Origin of the sequence: Halomonas eurihalina, from assembly GCF_008274785.1 — a bacterium.
GTDB lineage: Bacteria > Pseudomonadota > Gammaproteobacteria > Pseudomonadales > Halomonadaceae > Halomonas > Halomonas eurihalina.
Window position 1 is genome coordinate 43,173 of the sequence record NZ_VTPU01000005.1, and the last position, 20,285, is coordinate 63,457.

The window sequence follows — 20,285 nt, forward strand, 5'->3', positions numbered from 1 at the left end:
GGAGTCCCCATGCCGACCCGTTTCGAACTGGCCAACGCCATTCGCGCCCTTTCCATGGATGCCGTCCAGAAGGCCAACTCCGGTCACCCCGGCGCCCCCATGGGCATGGCCGACATCGCCGAGGTCCTGTGGAACGATTTCCTCGTCCACAATCCCGCCGATCCGCACTGGCCCGACCGTGACCGCTTCGTGCTCTCCAACGGCCACGGCTCCATGCTTCTCTATTCCCTGCTGCATCTCTCCGGCTACGAGCTCGGCCTCGAGCAACTGCAGAACTTCCGCCAGCTGCACGCCAAGACCGCCGGCCATCCTGAGTACGGCTATGCACCGGGCATCGAGACCACCACCGGCCCGCTGGGCCAGGGCCTGGCCAACGCCGTCGGCATGGCCATCGCCGAGCGCACCCTGGCCGCCCAGTTCAACCGCCCCGGCCACACCATCGTCGACCATCACACCTACTGCTTCGTCGGCGACGGCTGCCTGATGGAAGGCATTTCCCATGAGGTCGCCTCCCTGGCCGGCACCCAGCAGCTCGGCAAGCTGATCGCCTTCTACGACGACAACGGCATCTCCATCGACGGCGAGGTCGAAGGCTGGTTCACCGACGACACCGCCAAGCGCTTCGAGGCCTACGGCTGGCACGTGGTGCCCAATGTCGACGGTCACCAGCCCGAGCAGGTCAAGGCGGCCATCGAACTGGCCCGCCAGCACAGCGACACGCCCAGCCTGATCATCTGCAAGACGGTGATCGGCTTCGGCGCGCCCAACAAGCAGGGCAAGGAGTCCTGCCACGGCGCGGCGCTGGGCGAGGACGAGGTCGCCGCCGCCCGCGAGCAGCTCGACTGGCCGCATGCGCCCTTCCATGTGCCGGAGGCGATCTACCAGGGCTGGGACGCCAGCGAGGCCGGCCGCACCCGCCAGGCCGACTGGCAGGCGCGGTTCGAGCGCTACGCCGCGGCCCATCCCGAGCTGGCCCGCGAGTTCCTGCGCCGCCAGAAGGGCGAGCTGCCCGCCGAACTGAGCAGCGAAGCGCTGATCGAGCAGGCCCAGGACAAGGCCGAGACCACCGCCTCGCGCAAGGCCTCGCTGGCCTGCCTCAACGAACTCGGCCCGCAGCTCCCCGAGCTGCTCGGCGGCAGCGCCGACCTGGCGCCCTCCAACCTGACGGTCTGGAACGGTGCCCGGGTGATCGGCCCCGAGGGCTCGCGTGAGGGCGCTCCCGACGGCAACTACCTGCACTATGGCGTGCGCGAGTTCGGCATGGCCGCCATCGCCAACGGCATCGCCCTGCACGGCGGCTTCGTGCCCTACACCGCGACCTTCCTGATCTTCATGGAGTACATGCGCAACGCCGTGCGCATGGCCGCGCTGATGGGGCTGCGCAGTATCTACGTGTTCACCCACGACTCCATCGGCCTCGGCGAGGATGGCCCCACCCACCAGCCGGTCGAGCAGCTGACCACCCTGCGCAGCACGCCCAACATGTCGACCTGGCGCCCCTGCGATGCCGTGGAGACCGCCGCGGCCTGGAACGCCGCCCTCAAGCGCCAGTCCGGCCCCACCGCCCTGGTGCTGTCGCGTCAGAACCTGCCGCATCAGGCCCGCGACAAGCAGCAGCTCGCCGATATCCAGCGGGGTGGGTACGTACTGAAAGAGAGTATCCTCAAGGGCAGCGTGGTGACGCCGGAGCTGATCCTGATCGCCACCGGCTCCGAGGTCGGCCTGGCCATGGACGCCGCCGCGGCGCTGGCCGACAAGGGCCGCCGGGTGCGCGTGGTCTCCATGCCCGCCACCGACGTCTTCGATGCCCAGGACGCCGAATACCGCCAGCGGGTGTTGCCCGCCGAAGTCGGCAACCGCCTCGTCATCGAGGCCGGCCACCCGGATCTCTGGTACAAGTACGTCGGCCTCGAGGGTCGGGTCATCGGCATGACCACCTTCGGCGAATCCGCCCCGGCCGGCGACCTGTTCAAGCACTTCGGCTTCACCGTCGACAACATCGTCGACGAGGCCGAACAAATGCTCGACGACGCCGAGGACTGAGCACGCCTGGCCGCTCAGGAAACTGGCCGCTCAGGAAAAATGAAAGGGCGCGGCCAATTGGCCGCGCCCTTTTGCGTCACCGAGACTTGCGCCTCAGAAGATCCGATCTTTTCTCAGGCGATGCTGATCCTGTCGTCCAGATACACATCCTGAATGGCGTTGAGCAGTTCGACGCCTTCGGCCATGGGCTTCTGGAAGGCCTTGCGGCCGGAGATCAGTCCCATGCCGCCGGCACGCTTGTTGATCACCGCGGTGCGCACCGCCTCGCCGAGGTCGGTGTGGCCCTTGGAACCTCCCCCCGAGTTGATCAGGCCGATGCGCCCCATGTAGCAGTTGGCCACCTGATAGCGCGCCAGGTCGATAGGATGGTCCGAGGTCAGTTCGTCATAGACCTTGTCGTGGGTGTGGCCGAAGCCGACGGCCCGATAGCCGCCGTTGTTCTCCGCCAGCTTCTGCTTGACGATGTCGGCCTTGATGGTCGCCGCCATGTGAATGGCCTGGCCGGTGAGGTCGGAGGCGACATGATAGTCGCTGCCATCCTTTTTGAACTCGGGGTTACGCAGGTAGGCCCACAACACCGTGACCATGCCCAGCTGGTGGGCCCGTTCGAAGGCCTCGCTGATCTCGGTGATCTGGCGACGGCTCTCGGGCGAGCCGAAGTAGATGGTCGCGCCCACCGCCGCACAGCCCATGGCATGCGCCTGCTCGACCTGACCGAACAGCGTCTGGTCGTAGACCGCCGGATAGGTCAGCGTCTCGTTGTGGTTGAGCTTCACCATCATCGGAATCTTGTGGGCATAGCGACGCGCTACCGAGGCGAGGCCACCGAGTGTCGAAGCCACGCAGTTGCAGCCACCCTCGATGGCCAGCTCGACGATGTTGGCGGGATCGAAATACAGCGGGTTGGGCGCGAACGAGGCACCGGCCGAGTGCTCGATGCCCTGGTCGACCGGCAGGATGCTGACATAGCCGGTGCCGCCCAGGCGGCCGTGGTTATAGATGGCCTGCAGGTTACGCAGCACCTGGGGACTGCGATCACTATCCGCCATCACGCGGTCGATGAAGTCCGGGCCCGGCTTATAGAGCGACTCGGCCGGCACGCCCCGACACTCATGGTTCAGCAGGCTGTCCGCCTCATCGCCGAGTAGCTGTGGGATATCGGTCATTGTACGTTTCCTCTCCTTGGTCGTTCGCCTTGATAGTTCGACGGGTAACGGGGATGCACCATCTAGCCTAGTGTCCTAACTCAGGCCCGGCCATCGCATGCGGGTGGCCAGCCACAGACTGCCGAAGCCAGTCGAGCGCGTCCAGTCCCCGCCCCCGGGACGTCCGCCCGGATTTGCGCTAGAATCGCGGGCTCGAGTTTTCCGGCGCCAGCATAGTTCGAGGCATCTCATGGCTCATCGCATCGCCATCAACGGTTACGGCCGCATCGGCCAGTGCGTGCTTCGCGCGCTCATCGAGCGCCGCGAGCCCGATCTGGAAGTGGTGGCCATCAATGAGCTGTCGGGGCTCGACACCATCGCCTACCTGACGCGTTACGACACCACCCATGGCCGTTTTCCCGGCCACGTCGAGGTCGACGGCGATCATCTGGTGATCGACGGTCGACCGATACAGGTGCTGTCCGAGTCCGAGCCGAGTCGGCTGCCCTGGGACGAGCTCGGCATCGACCTGGTGCTGGAATGCTCGGGCAGCTTCAAGGATCGCGCCACTGCCGAGCGCCACCTGAGCGCCGGCGCCGGCCGGCTGCTGTTCTCCCAGCCTGCCGAGAGCGACGTCGACGCCACCATCGTCACCGGCATCAACGATGCCGACCTGACGGCGTCGTGCCGAATCATCTCTGCCGCCTCCTGCACCACCAATTGCCTGGTACCGGTACTGACCGTGCTCGACGAGGCGCTGGGCCTGGAGCACGGCGTGACCACCACCATACATTCGGCGATGAACGACCAGCCGGTGATCGACGCCTACCATCAGACCGATCTTCGCCTGACGCGTTCGGCCATGCAGTCCATCGTGCCCGTCGACACCGGGCTGGCCCGAGGCATCAACCGCCTGATGCCTCACCTGGCCGAGCGCTTCGAGTGCCTGCACGTGCGTGTGCCGACCATCAACGTCTCGGCCATGGACTTGGCGCTGTGCGTGCGCACCGACACCACGGCCGAAACGGTCAATGACCTGCTGCGCGAGGCAAGCCACACCCGGCTTTCCGGGCTGCTCGGCTACACCGAAGAGCCCATGGCCTCGATCGACTTCAACCACGACCCACGCTCCGGTATCGTGGATGCCACCCAGACCCGGGTGGCCGGCGGCCGCCTGATCAAGATGCTGTGCTGGTTCGACAACGAGTGGGGGTTCGCCAATCGCATGCTCGATGTCGCCGGCCGGATCGCCAGGCTGGGCCCGGCGCCACCCTCCCAACGCCTGACTCCCTTCGGCTTCCCAGACGAGGAATCTGCTTCCATGAACGTGCGCAAGATGACCGACCTCGACCTACGCGGCAAGCGTGTACTGATCCGCGAGGACCTGAACGTGCCCGTCAAGCACGGCAAGGTGACCAGCGATGCCCGCCTGCGGGCCTGCCTGCCGACCATTCGGGCAGCCCTGGAAGCCGGCGCCCGGGTGATGCTGATGAGCCACCTGGGACGCCCCACCGAGGGTGAGCCCGCCGAGGAATTCTCGCTGGCCCCGGTGGCGGATCATCTCGGCGAGCTGCTCGAGCGCCGCGTACGCCTGGTCAAGGACTACCTCGACGGCGACGTCGAGCTCGTCGACGGCGAGGTCGCGCTGCTCGAGAACGTGCGCTTCAACAGCGGCGAGAAGAAGGACGACGAGGCCCTGGCCAAGCGGTACGCGGCACTGTGCGACGTCTACGTGATGGACGCCTTCGGCACCGCTCACCGCGCCCAGGCTTCCACTCATGGCGTGGCACGCTTCGCCCCCGAGGCCTGCGCCGGTCCCTTGCTGGCCGACGAGCTCAGCGCCCTGGAAAAGGCCCTGGCCACCCCGGCCCGCCCGATGACGGCTATCGTCGGCGGCTCCAAGGTCTCCACCAAGCTCGAGGTGCTCACCGCCCTGGCCGAGAAGTGCGACCGAATCATCGTCGGCGGCGGCATCGCCAACACCTTCATCGCGGCGGCCGGCTACAACGTCGGCAAGTCGCTGCATGAAAGCGACCTGGTCGAACAGGCCAAGGCCCTGATGGCCCGGGTCGAGATTCCGCTGCCCAGCGACGTGGTGGTGGCCACCGAGTTCTCCGAAAGCGCCACGGCCGTGACCAAGCCGGTGGACCAGGTGCAGGATGACGAGATGATCCTCGACATCGGCCCCGACACCGCCGCACGCCTCGGCGAGCAACTCAAGGCCGCCGGCACCATCCTGTGGAACGGCCCGGTGGGCGTGTTCGAGATCGATCAGTTCGGTCGCGGCACCGAGGCACTGTCCCAGGCCATCGCCGAAAGCCCGGCCTTCTCCATCGCCGGCGGCGGTGACACCCTGGCGGCCATCGACAAGTACGGCATCGCCGACCGGGTTTCCTACATCTCCACTGGCGGTGGCGCCTTCCTCGAATACGTGGAAGGCAAGACGCTGCCCGCCGTAGCCGCCCTGGAAGCCGCGGCCGACAAGGCCTGATACACTACGCGGATTCCAAACGATCGACTCTCGGTGCGGCGCCGTCCCAGGACGGCGCCGCCGTCACGCTAGACAGGTACGAAACATGGCACTGATCAGCATGCGCCAGATGCTGGACCACGCCGCCGAACACGGCTACGGCGTCCCGGCCTTCAACGTCAACAACCTCGAGCAGATGCGCGCCATCATGGAGGCCGCCGACGAGACCGATTCTCCGGTGATCGTCCAGGCCTCCGCCGGCGCCCGCAAGTACGCCGGCGCCCCCTTCCTGCGCCACCTCATCCTGGCCGCCGTCGAGGAGTTTCCGCATATCCCGGTGGCCATGCATCAGGACCACGGCACCAGCCCCGCCGTGTGCCAGCGCTCCATCCAGCTCGGCTTCTCCTCGGTGATGATGGACGGCTCGCTGGGCGAGGACGGCAAGACGCCGACCAGTTACGACTACAACGTCGACGTCACCCGTCGCACCGTCGAGATGGCCCACGCCTGCGGCGTTTCCGTCGAGGGCGAGCTGGGCTGCCTGGGCAGCCTGGAAACCGGCATGGCCGGCGAAGAGGATGGCATCGGTGCCGAGGGCAAGCTCGATCACGATCAGTTGCTCACCGATCCCGAAGAGGCCGCCGACTTCGTCAAGGCGACCCATGTCGACGCCCTGGCCATCGCCATCGGCACCAGCCACGGCGCCTACAAGTTCACCCGTCCGCCCACCGGCGACACCCTCTCCATCCAGCGCATCAAGGAGATTCATGCCCGCATCCCGGAGACGCACCTGGTGATGCACGGCTCCTCCTCGGTACCCCAGGAATGGCTCGAGGTGATCAACGAGTTCGGCGGTGAGATCCCCGAGACCTACGGCGTGCCCGTCGAGGAAATCGTCGAGGGCATCAAGCACGGCGTGCGCAAGGTCAACATCGACACCGACCTGCGCCTGGCGTCCACCGGGGCGGTGCGCCGCTTCCTGGCCGAGAACCCCGCCGAGTTCGACCCGCGCAAGTTCCTCAAGGTCAGCACCGCGGCCATGAAGGACGTCTGCAAGGCCCGCTACGAAGCCTTCGGCACCGCCGGCAACGCCTCGAAGATCAAGCCGATCAACCTCGAAGAGATGTTCCTGCGCTACGAGCGCGGCGAACTGGATCCGCGGGTGAAGTAAGCCAGCCGATATGACCGGCACACAAAGAGGGACGGCCTTGGCGCCGCCCCTCTTTGTTTCGATGCTACAGCGTCAATCCCAGGCGCAGCATGTCCTTGTGCTGGATCCCCAGCTCATGGACCGGTTCGTCGTAGTGATCGAGAAAGTGATCCCGGATCACGGACTCGACCCGGAAACCGGCACGCTGGTAGAAGGCCAGTTGATGGCCGAAGGTGCCGGTACCGAGCTCGATGCGCGCATGCCCCTGCGCTCGGGCATCGGCAATGGCATGCTCGAGCAGCGCCGAGCCGATGCCTTGCGCCTGGGCCTCGATCGCCACGGCGATGTTGAACAACTCCAGCACACCGTCGCGGTTGATGTTGAGCACACAGGCTCCGACCGGCTGCCCCTGCTCGCTGGCCAGATAGCACAAGGCGCCTTCAAGATAGGTGGCGATATGATGCTCGGACGGATCCGCCAACAGCAGCAACGACATGGGCAGTTCCTGCGGTGCAACACGGGAGAATGTCGGCATCTCGAACTCCGTTCGACCAGGAAAATCCGACAATGCCAAGCCCTCGCCACACCGGCAAGCCGCGCAGGCTGGAATCAGGCGACGGGGGCATCAACCTCCCTGACACGCCGCCCCTCCTGAACCACCAGGGCGCACTGCAGCACCGCACCAAGCATCGCGATGGCGGCAGCCCCCACGGCCAGTCCCCAGACAGGCCATTGCATGGCCAGTATCACCCCGCCGACGGCGGAACCAATGGCGCTCCCCAGATACAGCGCCGATTCGTTCAGCGCGATCGCCAGATGGCCATCACCAGCCATGCTGCGCGCCTTGAACAGCTCATCGTTCTGCGGCACCTGCAGCGCCCAACCGACGGCTCCCCAGACGACGAGGGGCAGCATCGTCAGCGCCAGCCGATACGGCGCCAGCACCGGCAACAGGATCAGCGCCGTCGCCAGCAGCAACATGATGCCCAGCGTGACCTTGGGGCCCCGTACGCGATCCACCACGGTACCGACCAGGAAGCTGCCGACCACGCCACCGATGCCCCAGACCCAGAGGTAGGGAGTGACCGAGATCGTTTCACCCTCGGCGTAAGCCGCAACGAAGGGGGCGATGAAGGTATACATCCCCAGGCTCGCGATGGCGGCAAGTAGCGAAACGCCCAGAATGGCGACGACACGACGGTCCGCCATGACGGCCAGCTTGCTCCGCATGGATACCGAAGGTGTGTCGGGCAGCGTCGGCAGGCGCCACAGCATGCCCAGCAAGGTCAGTCCACCGAGCATGGCAATCAACCAGAAAGCGGCCTGCCAGCCCAGCCGTTCCGCCAACAGCAGGCTGACCGGCACTCCCAGTACGGTCCCGCTGGCCATGCCGCCCATGACAATGGCGATGGCCTTGCCTCGTCGGCGCTCTCCGGCCAGGCTCGCCGCCGCCGCAATGCCCAGGGCCAGATAGACACCGGCGCCGATTCCCGCCACGGCCCGCAATACGACCAGGGTCACGATGTCGTTTGCCAGCGCACTGACGACATTGGCGATCACGAATATCGCCAACGAGCCAAGCAACCCGATGCGCTGACGATGGGCAGGCAGGACTGCCACCAGCAGCGGCGATCCCAGCCCATAGGCCAGGGTGAAAGCCGTTACCAATTGGGCCGCCAACGACACGGAAACCGATAACTCGGTCTCGATCATGGGAATCAATCCCGCCGTGGCGTAGGACGCCATCCCCAGGGCAAAGGCGCCGACAGCTACCATCATGGCCGTCGATAGTTCTCGGTTCAGCATCTCAATCTCCTCCTTGGTTCCGAGGCCGAACGCCTCATTGGAGGAGCTATGGTCCGAGCTTATTTATAGGGTTACAATTTAACCGATTATTCTATTACTACGAGTATCCGTATGTGTGCATCACGGAGTTTGGTACGCACTCGTCCCGAGCTTGCGGACTTCCTACGGAGCCGCAGGGAACGACTATCGCCGGAAATGCTCGGACTGCCGCGTGGCAATCGCCGCCGCACCCCGGGCTTGAGACGGGAAGAAGTCGCGGCGCTGGCCGGTGTCGGGGTGACCTGGTACACCTGGCTGGAACAGGGACGCGACATCGGCGTTTCCACGGGCTTTCTGGACAGCCTCGCCCGAGTCTTGCGGTTGGACGCCGCCGAACGCCGCCACCTCTACCTGCTCGTACACCAACGTCCTCCAACGGAGAGCAAGCGGACCTGGTGCACCATGCCCAGCCTGGCGCAGCGGCTGCTCGACGACCTTCCCCATCGGCCCGCTTATGTTCTCAACTTGCGCTGGGACGTGCTGGCCTGGAACACCGCCGCCGATCGCGTCTTCGGCTTCTCGGCCCAGCCCCTGGAACGACGCAACCTGCTATGGATGCTGTTCGTCGACGACGCCACTCGCAGGCTCTTCGATGCCTGGGAGCAGCAGGCCCCACGCCTGGTATCCAGCTTCCGTCAGGACTATGCCAGCGCTCCCGAGGACAGCGACATCGAGCAACTGGTCCAGGAGCTGGAAGACGTCGCACCCGAGTTCAAGACATGGTGGCGACAGCAGGATATCCACGGCCCCTGCCTCGGCCGACGCTCACTGTGCATCCCGGACATCGGCACGCTCGATTTCGAACACATGACCCTCACCCTGGATGAGGATCGCCATCTGCGCCTGGTCTATTACGCGGCCTGCGAGTCGCCTCCCGGGGCCGGGGCCTTCGAGGATTGGCTGAGGGCACCACCGATCATGCAAGGGTAGTAATGTTTCGCGAATCGGCGACACCCGGTGCAAGGATGATGAACAGTTGAAGAACACTGTTCACAAAGTGCGCTATATGGTCTTTAATTAACCATGAACACAATCTTCCCTATCGGGGCAATGTGTTCGCTTTCCAACATTCCCACAGAGGCTCGGTGACAATGCGCCCTCTCTGCCTTCTCTTCGATTGCGATGGCACCCTGGTCGACAGCGAACCCCTGCTGGCCGACGAGATGGCGACCAGCCTCAACGCCGTCGGCCTGCCCTTTCAAGCCAGCGACTACATCGGCGAGTTTCGCGGCGCGCGCTTCCGGCACATCGTCGCCGAACTCGAGCGCCGCCACGGCAGCGTGGACGCGCAACGCCTCGAGCCGCTCGAGCGTGAGATGCGCGCCAACCTCAACCACCGACTGGCCACCGACCTGACACCGATCGAGGGTGCCACCGAAGCCTTGGCAGTGCTGGCGTCGATTCCCATGGGCGTGGTATCCAATGGACCGACGAACAAGATTCGCACCTCCCTGCGGGCCACCGGCCTGGACGAACTCTTCGGAGAGCATCTGTTCAGTGCCTATGATGCCCAGTGCTGGAAGCCCGACCCCGGCCTCTACCTCCATGCCGCCCGTCAGATGGGCTTTGCCGCGGCGGATTGCGTGGCCATCGATGACTCCCTCGTCGGCGTCCAGGCGGCGCTGGCCGCCGGCATGACGGTGATCCACCTCAATCGTTTCCCGGATGTCGAGGAAACACCCGAGGGCGCCATCGCCATCACCAGCATGTTCCAGCTGCCCACCGTCATCTCGCGCCTGACCCAGGCCCAGGCCATGGCGAACTGATCGATAGCGGCTCGCCCTCCCCATCCTGATGCCTCCCGGGTCGCGCGCTCCCGGGGGAATGGCCATATTCCCCCATCGATCAGCGTGTTAGCCCGCCTTTCGACCTTTGTCTAGCGCCTCACTGCTTGCGGCTCGTAGAGTGTGCTGCCTACGATGGGAACGTTCCCATTCAATACGGTAGCGCCATGCCCGCGACGTCACGCTCCGCCACCATCCTGGAAGTCGCCCGCGACGCCGGTGTCTCGAAGACCAGCGTATCCCGCTATTACAGCGGCGAACGCGAGCGTCTCTCCACCGGCATGCAGCAGCGTATCGCCCATGCCGCAGAGCGCCTCGGCTACCAGCCCAATCCCATGGCCCGGGGCCTCAAGGGTGGGCCTTCGGGGCTGGTCGGCATGCTGGTCGCCGATATCCGCAATCCCTTTTCGGTGGCGGTGATGCATGGCGTCGAACAGGCCTGTCGCCGACAAGGCTTGTCGTTGATGGTCTGCAATACCGACAACGACCCGACGCTGGAGCGTCAGAACCTGGCGCTGCTGACCTCATACCGGATCGAGGGGCTGATCGTGAACGCCGCCGGTCGCCACGGCGAGGCCTTGGCCGAGCTGGCCGGCAATGGCCTGCCGCTGGTACTGCTCGACCGTTCCCTGGAAGGCATCGACGCCGATGAGGTCGGGCTCGACAACGACCGAGCCATCGACATGGCGCTCGACCACCTGATCGAGCGCGGCTACCGCCGAGTGCTATTCGTCACTGAACTGCCGGCCCGGGCCAGCTCGCGTCAGGCGCGGATGGCGCGCTTCGAATCGAGCAGCATGTCACGACAGCTCGAAGGCGAAGTGTTGAGTCTCGAGCTCAACGACACAGCCGGTCTCGACCGGGGGCTGAGCGCATTCCTCGACGCCGCGACACAGCAACCCACCGCCATACTGTGCGGCAACGGCCAGGTCACGCTCGCGGTGATCCGCGCCCTCCAGGCCCGTCGAGTACCGCTCGGCGAAATCGGCCTGATGGGCATCGATGAGCTCGATTGGTGCCAGCTGGTCACGCCCGGCATCACCACCCTGGCCCAGCCGACCGACGCCATCGGCCAGGCCGCCGTCGACCGTCTGCGCGCCCGTCAGGCCGAACGAACCACGCCCGAGCCCCGACACGAACGTTTCACCCCGACCCTGATCATCCGGGACTCGACACGCCGCCCCGGCATCGATGCTCCCCATTGCGACGAGACGCGCCCATGACACGACCTTCATCTCCCGAGATTCTCTCCTTTGGCGAGGCCATGACCCTGTTCGTGGCCGAAACGACCGGCGACCTAGCCGAGGTGGAGCGCTTTCAGCGACGCATCGCCGGTGCCGACACCAACGTCGCCATCGGCCTGGCACGCCTGGGCTTCCATGTCGGCTGGTTGAGCCGGGTCGGCGACGACAGCTTCGGCCGCTACCTGCGCGCCACCCTGGAACACGAAGGCCTGGACTGCCGTCATCTGATCACCGATACCGATCACGCCACCGGACTGGTGTTCAAGGAACGCGCCCTGGACGGCGCCGATCCCCGCGTCGAATATCGTCGACGGGGCAGCGCCGCCAGCCAGCTTTCTCCCGCCGATGCCGACGCCGTCGATTTCTCGGCCTTGCGGCACCTGCACGCCACCGGCATTCCGCCGGCGCTCTCGCCGAGCTGCCGCGAGCTTTCCTATCACCTGCTCGGCGAGGCACGTCGCCGCGGCGCCAGCCTGTCCTTCGATCCCAACCTGCGTCCCAGCCTCTGGTCCAGCGAACGCGAGATGCGCGAGACCCTGAACGACCTGGCCGCCCACACCGACTGGGTAATGCCGGGGCTCGCCGAGGGCCAGTTGCTGACAGGCCAGGAAACGCCCCATGACATCGCCGGCTTCTACCTCGACCAAGGCGCCGAGGCGGTCTTTCTCAAGCTCGGCCCGGAAGGCGGCTACTATCGCGGCCGCCTCGGTGGCGAGGAGCAGGCCTTCAGCGTGCCCGGCATTGCGGTGGCCGAGGTGGTCGATACCGTCGGCGCCGGAGACGGCTTTGCGGTCGGCGTGATCAGCGCCCTGCTGGATGGCGTTTCGCCACGCCAGGCCTTGCAGCGCGGCTGCCTGATCGGCGCCGAGGCCGTGCAGGTTCCCGGCGACATGGAAGGCCTGCCCCACCGCGACCGTCTCGAACGCCTCGAGGCCGCCCTCGACGACACCTCCCGGAGGAGTGCCACATGACCAAGCGTATTCTGGTATACCGCTCGATCAACGAAGACCAGCTCGCACGGCTGGAACGCGACTTTCATGTCGACTACCTGCCGGAGGTCGCCAGTGCCGAGGATCCCGCCTTCCTCGACGCCCTGGCCAACGCCCACGGCCTGGTCGGCGCCAGCCTGCCGATCACCCCGGCGCTGCTCGACCGGGCACCGCATCTCGAGGCCATCGCCAGCATCTCGGTGGGCTACGACAACTACCCGGTGGATGAGCTGACCCGGCGCGGCATTCTGCTGTGCAATACCCCCGACGTGCTGACCGAGACCACCGCCGACACTGGCTTTCTGCTGATCATGTGCGCAGCCCGCCGCGCCATCGAGCTGGCCGGGATGGTCCAGCGCGGCGAGTGGCGCGAGAGCATCGGCAAGGAGCTGTTCGGTACCGATGTGCATGGCAAGACGCTCGGCATGGTCGGCTTCGGCCGCATCGGTGCCGCCATCGCGCGACGTGGCGCACTGGGCTTCGGCATGCGGGTGCTGTATTCGAACGCCTCGCCCAAGCCCGAGCTCGAGGCCGAGCTTGGCGCCCGGCACCGCGAGCTCGATGAGCTGCTCACCGAGGCCGACATCGTCTGCGTCACCGTGCCCCTCAATGCCGACACGCACCACCTGATCGGTGCTCGCGAGTTCGCGCTGATGAAGCCCTCGGCGATCTTCGTCAACGTCGCCCGCGGCAAGGTGGTCGACGAGACCGCGCTGATCGAGGCGCTCCGCGCAGGTAAACCGCACGCCGCCGGCCTTGATGTCTTCGAGCGCGAGCCCCTGCCCGAGACGTCGCCCCTGCCACACATGCCCAATGTCGTGGCACTGCCGCATATCGGCTCGGCAACCCATGAAACGCGCACCGCCATGGCCGACCGCGCGGTCGCCAACATTCTCGCCGCCCTGAACGGCGAGCGACCACCCAGCCCGGTCAACGAGCTCGAACTGAAGAGCTCATGACAATCAGCAACCACATAACAATCAAGAGGTAACGACATGCTCACGACACGCACACAATCAGGACGCTTCCTCAAGCCGCTCATCATCGCTGCCACCCTGGCCGCCACACTCGGCGCGACGGGCATCGCCCAGGCCGTGGAGCTGCGCTTCGGTCACGGCGGCACCGAGGACACCGCCTACCACCTCGGCGCGACCCGCTTCCAGGAGCTGGTCGAGGACAAGAGCGACGGTGATATCGGCGTCCAGATCATGGGCAATTCGGTACTCGGCCATGAAACCGAGATGTTCGAGCAGCAGATGGCCGGCGCACTGGACCTGTCGATCATCAATCCCGGCCTGATCACCGACTTCTCATCCACCGCCAATGTCTTCTCCATTCCCTTCCTGTATCGCGACCAGGCGCACTGGCAGGCCGTGCTCGATGGTGACGTGGGCCGCGAGATCGCCGATCGCATCACGGAGGAAACCGGCGTCAAGGTGCTGGCCTTCTTCGGCGGCGGCAAGCGCCAGATCGTCAGCAGCCGCCCGCTCGAGAGCCTCGACGACCTGAAGGGCATGAAGCTGCGCACCAACCCGACCAAGCCCTTGATCGCCGCTTGGTCGGCGCTGGGTACCGAACCCACGGTCATGGCCTGGAAGGAGATCTACACGGGCCTGCAGCTCGGCGCCATCGATGGCTTGCTCAACGAGGCCGAATGGATCCACCGCATGCGGTTTCATGAAGTCGCCCCGCATATCGGCCTTTCCGAGCACGACATCACGGTACGCCTGCTGACCATGTCACAAATGTCCTGGGACCGCCTCGACGAGAGCCAGCAGCAGGCCGTGATGGAAGCCGCCCGCGAGGCCGCGAGCTATGCGCGTCAGGTCCAGCTCGAGCAGGATGCCGAGGCCCTGGATCTGCTCGTCGAGGAAGGCGCCACCCTGCATGAACTGGACCGGGAGCGCATGCAGGAGATCGTCAGTGAACCGCTCGCCGAAGTCGTCGAGGAAATGGGGCTGACCGAGCTGCGCCAGAAGATCGCCAACGTCGAGTGAGCCCTTGCCGGGGTGCCTGGCGCCCCGGCTCAGGATCTCGCCCTCCGGAGAACGCCGCCATGAGACGCCTGTTGCACGGCCTGACTCACCTGAATCGCGGGCTGGAGCGCTGCCTTCACTGGCTCCTGCTGGCCCTGCTGTTCGGTTTCATCGCCTTGATCGTCTATCAGATCGTCAGCCGTAATCTGCCGCTGATGCCTCGCCTGTACTGGACCGAGGAATTCAGCCGCTTCGCCTTTCAGTGGATGATCATGCTGGGCACCGCCATCGGCGTGCTGCATGCCGACCACTTCGTCCTCGAGGCCTTCCCGCGTGGCTCGCGGGCCAGCCTTGTGACGCGCTGGATACGCGATCTGGCCTGCCTGGCCGTCGGCCTGATCTTCGTCATCCACGGCAAGGATTTCGCCCTGTCCGGCCTGCGGCGCGAGGCCACCGCCTCGGGACTGTCGATGATCTACGTCTATTCGGCCTTCAGCGTCAGCGGCCTGCTGATCGTCCTGTTCAGCGCCCAGCGGCTGCTGCACGCCCTGCTCGATGGCGTGCCCCGCATGGAAGCCAGCCTCGACACGCCCGACGCCGTCGAGGAGGCGCTCGAGGCGCACGCCGGGCACGGCGATGAACTGGATCCTTCGCTCTCTTCCACCGACGGGAGAACGCCATGATTCCCATGGATGCCGTCTTCATCCTGCCCTGGCTGCTGTTCGGCCTGCTCGGTGTGCTGATCGTCGCCGGAGTGCCGATCGCCATGGCCCTGGTCCTGACCGCCGCCGGCATGATCCTGCTCGACCCGCGCCTGACCTATTGGGTCATGTTCCAGCGCATGTACAACGGCATGGACTCGTTCGTGCTGCTCGCCGTGCCGTTGTTCCTGCTGGCCGGCAACCTGATGAACGCCGCGCGCATCACCGACCGGCTGATCACCCTGTGCATGCGCCTGGTGGGCCACTTCAAGGGCGCCCTGGCACATGTCAACGTGATGGTCAGCATGCTGTTCGCCGGCGTCTCCGGTTCTTCGACGGCCGACAGCGCCGGCGTGGGTACCGTGCTGATCCCGGCCATGCAGCGCGAGGGCTATCCGAGCCACTTCTCGGTGGCCGTGACCGCCGCCTCGTCGGTCATGGGCATCATCATTCCCCCTTCCATCAACATGATCGTCTGGGGTGCCCTGACCAACACCTCCATCGCCGGCCTGTTCCTCGGCGGCATCCTGCCCGGCGTGATGATCGGCGTGGCCCAACTCGCGCTCAACGTCGGCTATGTGCGTCGCTACCAGGTGCCGGTTCGCCGTCGCGCCTCGCTGATCGAACTGGCGCGCTCGAGCAAGGACGGCCTGCTGGCCGCCGGCATTCCCGTGGTCATCATCGGTGGCATCACCCTGGGGCTGGTCACTCCCACCGAGGCAGCGGTGATCGCCGTGCTCTACGCCCTGGCGCTGGGCACCCTCGTCTATCGGGAACTCAACCTCGCCAAGGTGCTTGATGCCTCCACCGACACCGTGCGCCTGTGCTCACTGTCGCTGTTCAGCCTGGTCGGGGCGGCGATCTTCGGCTATCTGATCAGCTTCTACCAGATTCCCCCCAAGCTGATGGCCGGCGTCAACATCAGCGATCCCGTGATGCTTCTGCTGTTGATGACCGCCGTCATGCTGGTCATCGGCACCTTCATGGACTCCCTGCCGGCCATGGCCATCATGGCGCCGATCTTCCAGCCCCTGGCCATGCAGGCCGGCGTCCATCCGGTGCAGTTCGGCGTCATCGGCGTCATGGCGCTGGGCCTGGGGCTGATCACGCCGCCCTATGGTCTCTGCCTGATGATCTCGGCGAAGATCGGCGGCATTCCGCTGCTCCAGGCGCTCGGCACCACGCTGCTGTATCTGGCCGTCATGCTGGGCGTGATTCTGTTGCTGATCCTCTATCCGGATCTGATCCTGATGCTGCCCCGACTGATCGCTCCCGATTTCGTGTGAGCCTGCATCGTGCCGCCTGGCCGGGTACACTGGCCGGCGGCGACCCATCCACGACCAACCCACGAGGCTTTCATGTCCGCGTCCTCGCCTTCCGCCCTGCCGGCTTCGGCTCCCTCCTCTTCGGCTCCCCTCTGCCTGCTGTTCGACTCCGACGGTACCCTGGTCGACAGCGAGATTCTGCTGGCCGAGGTCATGGGCGAGGTCCTGCCCGAGTACGGGCTCCCCTTTACCGCCCGCCAGTACATGGAAGCCTTCCGGGGCGTTCGCTTTCACGATATCGTCGCCACCCAGCAGCGCCGTCACGGCCAGCTCACCGAAGACAACCTGGCGCGCCTGGAAGCCGCAATGCGCACTCGCATGCAAGCACGCATGACCGAGGAGCTCGTCGCCATCGACGGCATGCCCGACGCGCTGGACGCCCTGGCCGCCTACCCCAAGGCCGTCGTCTCCAACGGCCCCGACAGCAAGATCCGCTGCGCCATGGCCAGTGCCGGCCTGGCACACCACTTCGGCGACCACCTGTTCAGCGCCTACACCCTGGGCGTCTGGAAGCCCGACCCCGGCCTCTACCTCAAGGCGGCCGAGGCCATGGGCTTCCCACCCGAGCGCTGCGTGGTGATCGACGATGCAGCGGTGGGCGTGGAAGCCGGACTGGCCGCCGGCATGCAGGTGATTCACCTCAACCACTTCCCCGATGAGGAAACCACGCCCGAGGGCGCCATCGCTCTCCTCCACGCCAGCGAATTGCCCGAGGTCATCGCGCGGCTGGCGAGTACTCGGCAGGCATTCTGAGCCGGCATCAGGACGTCGCGACCGGCTCCGCCAGTCCCGCTACCGGTGCCGGCATACGAAGCAGGCTACCGGCATCAGGCCAACGCTTTCGCTCCTCGTCGTTCAGGTGTTGAGTGGCGGTGGTGATGTAGAGCGTCCGCAGATCGGGGCCTCCGAAGGCCACCATGGTGGGGTGCGGGCAAGGTAGCTCGAAGCTCGCCTCCAGCCTTCCCTCGGGAGAGAAACGCACGATACGCCCTCCCCCATAAAGAGCGCTCCAATAGCAGCCCTCGCTATCCACGGCGGCACCATCCGGCACCCCCGGCAAGCCCAGGGCATCCAGATCCGCCCAGACCCTCGGCTCGCCGGGCTGGCGAGTACTCGGCAGGCATTCTGAGCCGGCATCAGGACGTCGCGACCGGCTCCGCCAGTCCCGCTACCGGTGCCGGCATACGAAGCAGGCTACCGGCATCAGGCCAACGCTTTCGCTCCTCGTCGTTCAGGTGTTGAGTGGCGGTGGTGATGTAGAGCGTCCGCAGATCGGGGCCTCCGAAGGCCACCATGGTGGGGTGCGGGCAAGGTAGCTCGAAGCTCGCCTCCAGCCTTCCCTCGGGAGAGAAACGCACGATACGCCCTCCCCCATAAAGAGCGCTCCAATAGCAGCCCTCGCTATCCACGGCGGCACCATCCGGCACCCCCGGCAAGCCCAGGGCATCCAGATCCGCCCAGACCCTCGGCTCGCCGGTGCAGCCAGTCTCCATATCAAAGGGATAACGCAGGATCCGCCGGGTCAACGAGTCCGTGTGATAAAGCCAGCGTCGGTCGGGGCTGAAGGCCAGTCCATTGGCAATGCCGAGACCAGACCACCGCTGCACCAGTTCTCTCCCCTCGAAGCAGTAGAGAGCCGCGGAAGGCGTATCCTCGTCGGCGGCAATCGTACCCGCCCAGAAACGCCCGGCCGCATCGCAGCGGCCATCGTTGAAGCGATTGCCCTTCTCGTCGTGCCACTCGGGGTTGTCCGCCAGGCGCTCGGTCCGGCCATCGAACGGTAATCGCAGCCTGATGATGCCCGAGGCCGTGGCGGCGAGCAGTCCTTCCTCGCACAACGCAATGCAGCCGACCTTTTCATCCAGCTCGATGCGCGAGGGCGCTGCGTGCCGATCCGGCTGCCAGGCATGGATCACGCCATGATTGATATCCACCCAGTGGAGCGTCTGCCGCGCCACCGACCATAACGGGCTCTCGCCCAGACTCATGTCGAGCTCGACCGCCACCTGCACTCGTGTCTCCGTCACCATGCGATTACCTGCCCCTTCCTCGGTCGTTAAACCTGCGGCGTGCCCTGACGCGCCACGTCACCGACAACGACGACGCCAGAGCGGTCGGCCAGCTTCCTGTTGACCGCTTCACTCATACGCCATTTCCTCGAGTTCCTTGCCTCGCGTTTCCTGGACCCAGCGCAGCACAAAGCAGGCCGACAGCACGGCACACAAGGCATAGAAGCCATAGGCGCCCGCCAGGCCGATGGATGCCAGCATGATCGGGAAGGTCATGGTAATGCCGAAGTTGGCCAGCCACTGGAACAGCCCGGCGATGGCGAGTCCCGAACCACGCATCTGATTGGGAAACATCTCGCCCAGCATTACCCACATCACCGGTCCCCAGGAGACGTTGAAGCTGAACACGTAGATATTGGCGGCCAGCAGGGCCAACACGCCCATGTCGTCGCTGAGCTGCAGATTCCCGTCGACCATGGTTGCCGTGGAAAAGGCGAAGACCAGACAGGCCAGGGTAATGGCCATTCCCACCGAGCCGACCCACAGCAGGGGCTTGCGGCCGATCTTGTCGATCAACGCGATTGCCAGCAGGCAAGCGCCGATGCTCACGGCCCCTGTGATCACGTTGATCAGCAGAGCATCGCCCTCCGAGAAGCCTACCGATTGCCACAGCACTGCGCCGTAATAGAACACCACATTGATGCCTACCAGCTGCTGGAACACCGCCAGGCCGATACCGACCCAGACAATGCCATGCACCTTGCCGGTCGCGCGGTTGACCACATCGCTCAACCGCGGCTTGTGATCACGATCCAGGGTAGTGTGGATCTCATCGAGCTTGTCGCCGACCTCTTGCTCCGGCATCACCAGGCCCAGCACCCGGCGAGCTTCCGACTGTCGACCACTGCTGATCAAGTATCGCGGGCTCTCGGGGATGAACAGTAGCGCCACCAGGAATACCGCCGCTGGCAGCAGTTCGATCCAGAACATCCAGCGCCAGGTGGCAAAGCCGAACCACAGCTCGGCGACCGCCGAACTCGAGACATAGGCCAGCACGTAGTTGCTCAGAAAAGCCATGAACAAGCCGCCGATGATGGCCACCTGCTGGATGGTAGCCAGGCGACCGCGATACCTCGAGGGCGCCACTTCACTGATATAGGCCGGCGTCATCACACTGGCGGCCCCCACTGCCATGCCACCGAGGACGCGATAAACCACGAATTCCATCGAACCACCGGCGATTCCCGACCCCCAGGCACTCACCAGGAAGAAAATCGCCGAAACGATCAATACCGTACGACGGCCAAAGCGGTCCGCCAGGCGACCGGCAAAGAAGGCACCGACGGCACAGCCCAGCAGCATGGATGCCACGTTGAAGCCGGTACCGACACTGTCGGAATTGAAAGAGGATTGGAGACCATCGACCGTGCCGTTGATGACGCCACTATCGAAGCCGAAGAGAAAGCCACCGATGGCGGCAATACAGCATATGATGAGTATATAGGCAGAACGACTGAGCGGTTTGCGATCCGTCATGTTCAATCTCCAGAAAAAAGGGCGCCCGAGCCCAGGCACCAATATCGAAGCAACAGCAAGCAGGTCAC

At 65.4% G+C, this 20,285-nt stretch carries 18 protein-coding genes and 1 pseudogene; 13 read left to right on the plus strand and 6 right to left on the minus strand.

Annotation, left to right across the window (positions count from 1 at the left end; translation table 11 throughout):
• Positions 1-9 precede the first annotated feature (9 nt).
• On the plus strand, positions 10-2,043 hold the full coding sequence (tkt, locus tag FZZ93_RS06510; protein ID WP_149321512.1) for a transketolase: 2,034 nt from the start codon (positions 10-12) through the stop codon (positions 2,041-2,043).
• Between the two features lie 113 nt (positions 2,044-2,156).
• On the opposite strand, the gene FZZ93_RS06515 is transcribed toward tkt, so the two are convergent.
• Positions 2,157-3,209 carry a class I fructose-bisphosphate aldolase gene (locus tag FZZ93_RS06515; protein WP_149321523.1) on the minus strand — a complete coding sequence of 351 codons (1,053 nt, stop codon included), beginning with the start codon at positions 3,207-3,209 and terminating at the stop codon, positions 2,157-2,159.
• 229 nt (positions 3,210-3,438) lie between these two features.
• On the opposite strand from FZZ93_RS06515, the pseudogene FZZ93_RS06520 reads away from it, so the two are divergent.
• The 3 genes and pseudogenes from FZZ93_RS06520 to fba all read left to right on the plus strand — a co-directional run.
• A pseudogene (locus tag FZZ93_RS06520) lies at positions 3,439-4,446 on the plus strand (type I glyceraldehyde-3-phosphate dehydrogenase); the annotation flags it as partial.
• 63 nt (positions 4,447-4,509) lie between these two features.
• Positions 4,510-5,679: a phosphoglycerate kinase gene (locus FZZ93_RS06525; RefSeq protein WP_149321666.1), complete on the plus strand. Its 1,170-nt coding sequence runs from the start codon at positions 4,510-4,512 to the stop codon at positions 5,677-5,679.
• 85 nt (positions 5,680-5,764) lie between these two features.
• The gene (fba, locus tag FZZ93_RS06530; RefSeq protein WP_149321524.1) at positions 5,765-6,829 is read left to right on the plus strand and encodes a class II fructose-bisphosphate aldolase; all 1,065 of its coding nucleotides are present in this window, start codon (positions 5,765-5,767) and stop codon (positions 6,827-6,829) included.
• Between the two features lie 64 nt (positions 6,830-6,893).
• On the opposite strand, the gene FZZ93_RS06535 is transcribed toward fba, so the two are convergent.
• Together FZZ93_RS06535 and FZZ93_RS06540 are read right to left on the minus strand one after the other, a co-directional pair.
• Positions 6,894-7,343 (minus strand): GNAT family N-acetyltransferase, encoded by a 450-nt coding sequence (locus tag FZZ93_RS06535; RefSeq protein ID WP_149321525.1) that lies wholly within the window; start codon positions 7,341-7,343, stop codon positions 6,894-6,896.
• Between the two features lie 74 nt (positions 7,344-7,417).
• Positions 7,418-8,614, minus strand: a complete 1,197-nt coding sequence (locus FZZ93_RS06540; protein ID WP_149321526.1) for an MFS transporter — start codon at positions 8,612-8,614, stop codon at positions 7,418-7,420.
• 111 nt (positions 8,615-8,725) lie between these two features.
• Here FZZ93_RS06540 and FZZ93_RS06545 point away from each other — a divergent pair, with 111 nt between their 5' ends.
• From FZZ93_RS06545 to FZZ93_RS06585, 9 genes are all read left to right on the plus strand, one after another.
• Positions 8,726-9,583: a helix-turn-helix transcriptional regulator gene (locus FZZ93_RS06545; protein ID WP_149321527.1), complete on the plus strand. Its 858-nt coding sequence runs from the start codon at positions 8,726-8,728 to the stop codon at positions 9,581-9,583.
• Between the two features lie 161 nt (positions 9,584-9,744).
• Entirely contained in the window at positions 9,745-10,419 is a 675-nt protein-coding gene (locus FZZ93_RS06550) for an HAD family hydrolase (protein ID WP_149321667.1), read from the plus strand.
• Between the two features lie 185 nt (positions 10,420-10,604).
• A complete protein-coding gene (locus FZZ93_RS06555; RefSeq protein WP_149321528.1) occupies positions 10,605-11,660 on the plus strand; it encodes a LacI family DNA-binding transcriptional regulator in 1,056 nt (351 codons plus the stop codon).
• The gene (locus FZZ93_RS06560; RefSeq protein ID WP_149321529.1) at positions 11,657-12,652 is read left to right on the plus strand and encodes a sugar kinase; all 996 of its coding nucleotides are present in this window, start codon (positions 11,657-11,659) and stop codon (positions 12,650-12,652) included. The genes FZZ93_RS06555 and FZZ93_RS06560 overlap by 4 nt, the downstream gene beginning before the upstream one ends.
• Positions 12,649-13,629 (plus strand): 2-hydroxyacid dehydrogenase, encoded by a 981-nt coding sequence (locus FZZ93_RS06565; protein ID WP_149321530.1) that lies wholly within the window; start codon positions 12,649-12,651, stop codon positions 13,627-13,629. The genes FZZ93_RS06560 and FZZ93_RS06565 overlap by 4 nt, the downstream gene beginning before the upstream one ends.
• Positions 13,630-13,665: 36 nt before the next feature.
• On the plus strand, positions 13,666-14,667 hold the full coding sequence (locus FZZ93_RS06570) for a TRAP transporter substrate-binding protein (RefSeq protein ID WP_149321531.1): 1,002 nt from the start codon (positions 13,666-13,668) through the stop codon (positions 14,665-14,667).
• A gap of 59 nt (positions 14,668-14,726) precedes the next feature.
• The gene (locus tag FZZ93_RS06575) at positions 14,727-15,329 is read left to right on the plus strand and encodes a TRAP transporter small permease (RefSeq protein WP_149321532.1); all 603 of its coding nucleotides are present in this window, start codon (positions 14,727-14,729) and stop codon (positions 15,327-15,329) included.
• On the plus strand, positions 15,326-16,633 hold the full coding sequence (locus FZZ93_RS06580; protein WP_149321533.1) for a TRAP transporter large permease: 1,308 nt from the start codon (positions 15,326-15,328) through the stop codon (positions 16,631-16,633). Before FZZ93_RS06575 ends, FZZ93_RS06580 begins: the two co-directional genes overlap by 4 nt.
• Positions 16,634-16,705: 72 nt before the next feature.
• Positions 16,706-17,425, plus strand: coding sequence for an HAD family hydrolase (locus FZZ93_RS06585; protein WP_149321534.1), 720 nt, complete (start codon positions 16,706-16,708; stop codon positions 17,423-17,425).
• Between the two features lie 7 nt (positions 17,426-17,432).
• Here the strand turns inward: FZZ93_RS06585 and FZZ93_RS06590 are convergent, their stop codons facing one another.
• From FZZ93_RS06590 to FZZ93_RS06600, 3 genes are all read right to left on the minus strand, one after another.
• Complete coding sequence (locus FZZ93_RS06590; protein WP_281290366.1) at positions 17,433-17,792, minus strand: SMP-30/gluconolactonase/LRE family protein; 360 nt, start codon at positions 17,790-17,792, stop codon at positions 17,433-17,435.
• Between the two features lie 16 nt (positions 17,793-17,808).
• Entirely contained in the window at positions 17,809-18,702 is an 894-nt protein-coding gene (locus tag FZZ93_RS06595; RefSeq protein WP_149321535.1) for an SMP-30/gluconolactonase/LRE family protein, read from the minus strand.
• 108 nt (positions 18,703-18,810) lie between these two features.
• Positions 18,811-20,217 (minus strand): sugar porter family MFS transporter, encoded by a 1,407-nt coding sequence (locus FZZ93_RS06600; RefSeq protein WP_149321536.1) that lies wholly within the window; start codon positions 20,215-20,217, stop codon positions 18,811-18,813.
• Positions 20,218-20,285: the final 68 nt, after the last annotated feature.

What these genes read in the sequence shown, in the direction of transcription:
- FZZ93_RS06570 (WP_149321531.1), top strand. Translation starts at nt 13,666, where the DNA reads ATGCTCACGACACGCACACAATCAGGACGCTTCCTCAAGCCGCTCATC.
- FZZ93_RS06560 (WP_149321529.1), top strand. Translation starts at nt 11,657, where the DNA reads ATGACACGACCTTCATCTCCCGAGATTCTCTCCTTTGGCGAGGCCATG.
- FZZ93_RS06545 (WP_149321527.1), top strand. Translation starts at nt 8,726, where the DNA reads ATGTGTGCATCACGGAGTTTGGTACGCACTCGTCCCGAGCTTGCGGAC.
- FZZ93_RS06580 (WP_149321533.1), top strand. Translation starts at nt 15,326, where the DNA reads ATGATTCCCATGGATGCCGTCTTCATCCTGCCCTGGCTGCTGTTCGGC.
- FZZ93_RS06550 (WP_149321667.1), top strand. Translation starts at nt 9,745, where the DNA reads ATGCGCCCTCTCTGCCTTCTCTTCGATTGCGATGGCACCCTGGTCGAC.
- fba (WP_149321524.1), top strand. Translation starts at nt 5,765, where the DNA reads ATGGCACTGATCAGCATGCGCCAGATGCTGGACCACGCCGCCGAACAC.
- FZZ93_RS06595 (WP_149321535.1), bottom strand. Translation starts at nt 18,702, where the DNA reads ATGGTGACGGAGACACGAGTGCAGGTGGCGGTCGAGCTCGACATGAGT.
- FZZ93_RS06575 (WP_149321532.1), top strand. Translation starts at nt 14,727, where the DNA reads ATGAGACGCCTGTTGCACGGCCTGACTCACCTGAATCGCGGGCTGGAG.
- FZZ93_RS06565 (WP_149321530.1), top strand. Translation starts at nt 12,649, where the DNA reads ATGACCAAGCGTATTCTGGTATACCGCTCGATCAACGAAGACCAGCTC.
- FZZ93_RS06515 (WP_149321523.1), bottom strand. Translation starts at nt 3,209, where the DNA reads ATGACCGATATCCCACAGCTACTCGGCGATGAGGCGGACAGCCTGCTG.
- FZZ93_RS06600 (WP_149321536.1), bottom strand. Translation starts at nt 20,217, where the DNA reads ATGACGGATCGCAAACCGCTCAGTCGTTCTGCCTATATACTCATCATA.
- FZZ93_RS06535 (WP_149321525.1), bottom strand. Translation starts at nt 7,343, where the DNA reads ATGCCGACATTCTCCCGTGTTGCACCGCAGGAACTGCCCATGTCGTTG.
- FZZ93_RS06585 (WP_149321534.1), top strand. Translation starts at nt 16,706, where the DNA reads ATGTCCGCGTCCTCGCCTTCCGCCCTGCCGGCTTCGGCTCCCTCCTCT.
- FZZ93_RS06555 (WP_149321528.1), top strand. Translation starts at nt 10,605, where the DNA reads ATGCCCGCGACGTCACGCTCCGCCACCATCCTGGAAGTCGCCCGCGAC.
- FZZ93_RS06525 (WP_149321666.1), top strand. Translation starts at nt 4,510, where the DNA reads ATGAACGTGCGCAAGATGACCGACCTCGACCTACGCGGCAAGCGTGTA.
- FZZ93_RS06540 (WP_149321526.1), bottom strand. Translation starts at nt 8,614, where the DNA reads ATGCTGAACCGAGAACTATCGACGGCCATGATGGTAGCTGTCGGCGCC.
- tkt (WP_149321512.1), top strand. Translation starts at nt 10, where the DNA reads ATGCCGACCCGTTTCGAACTGGCCAACGCCATTCGCGCCCTTTCCATG.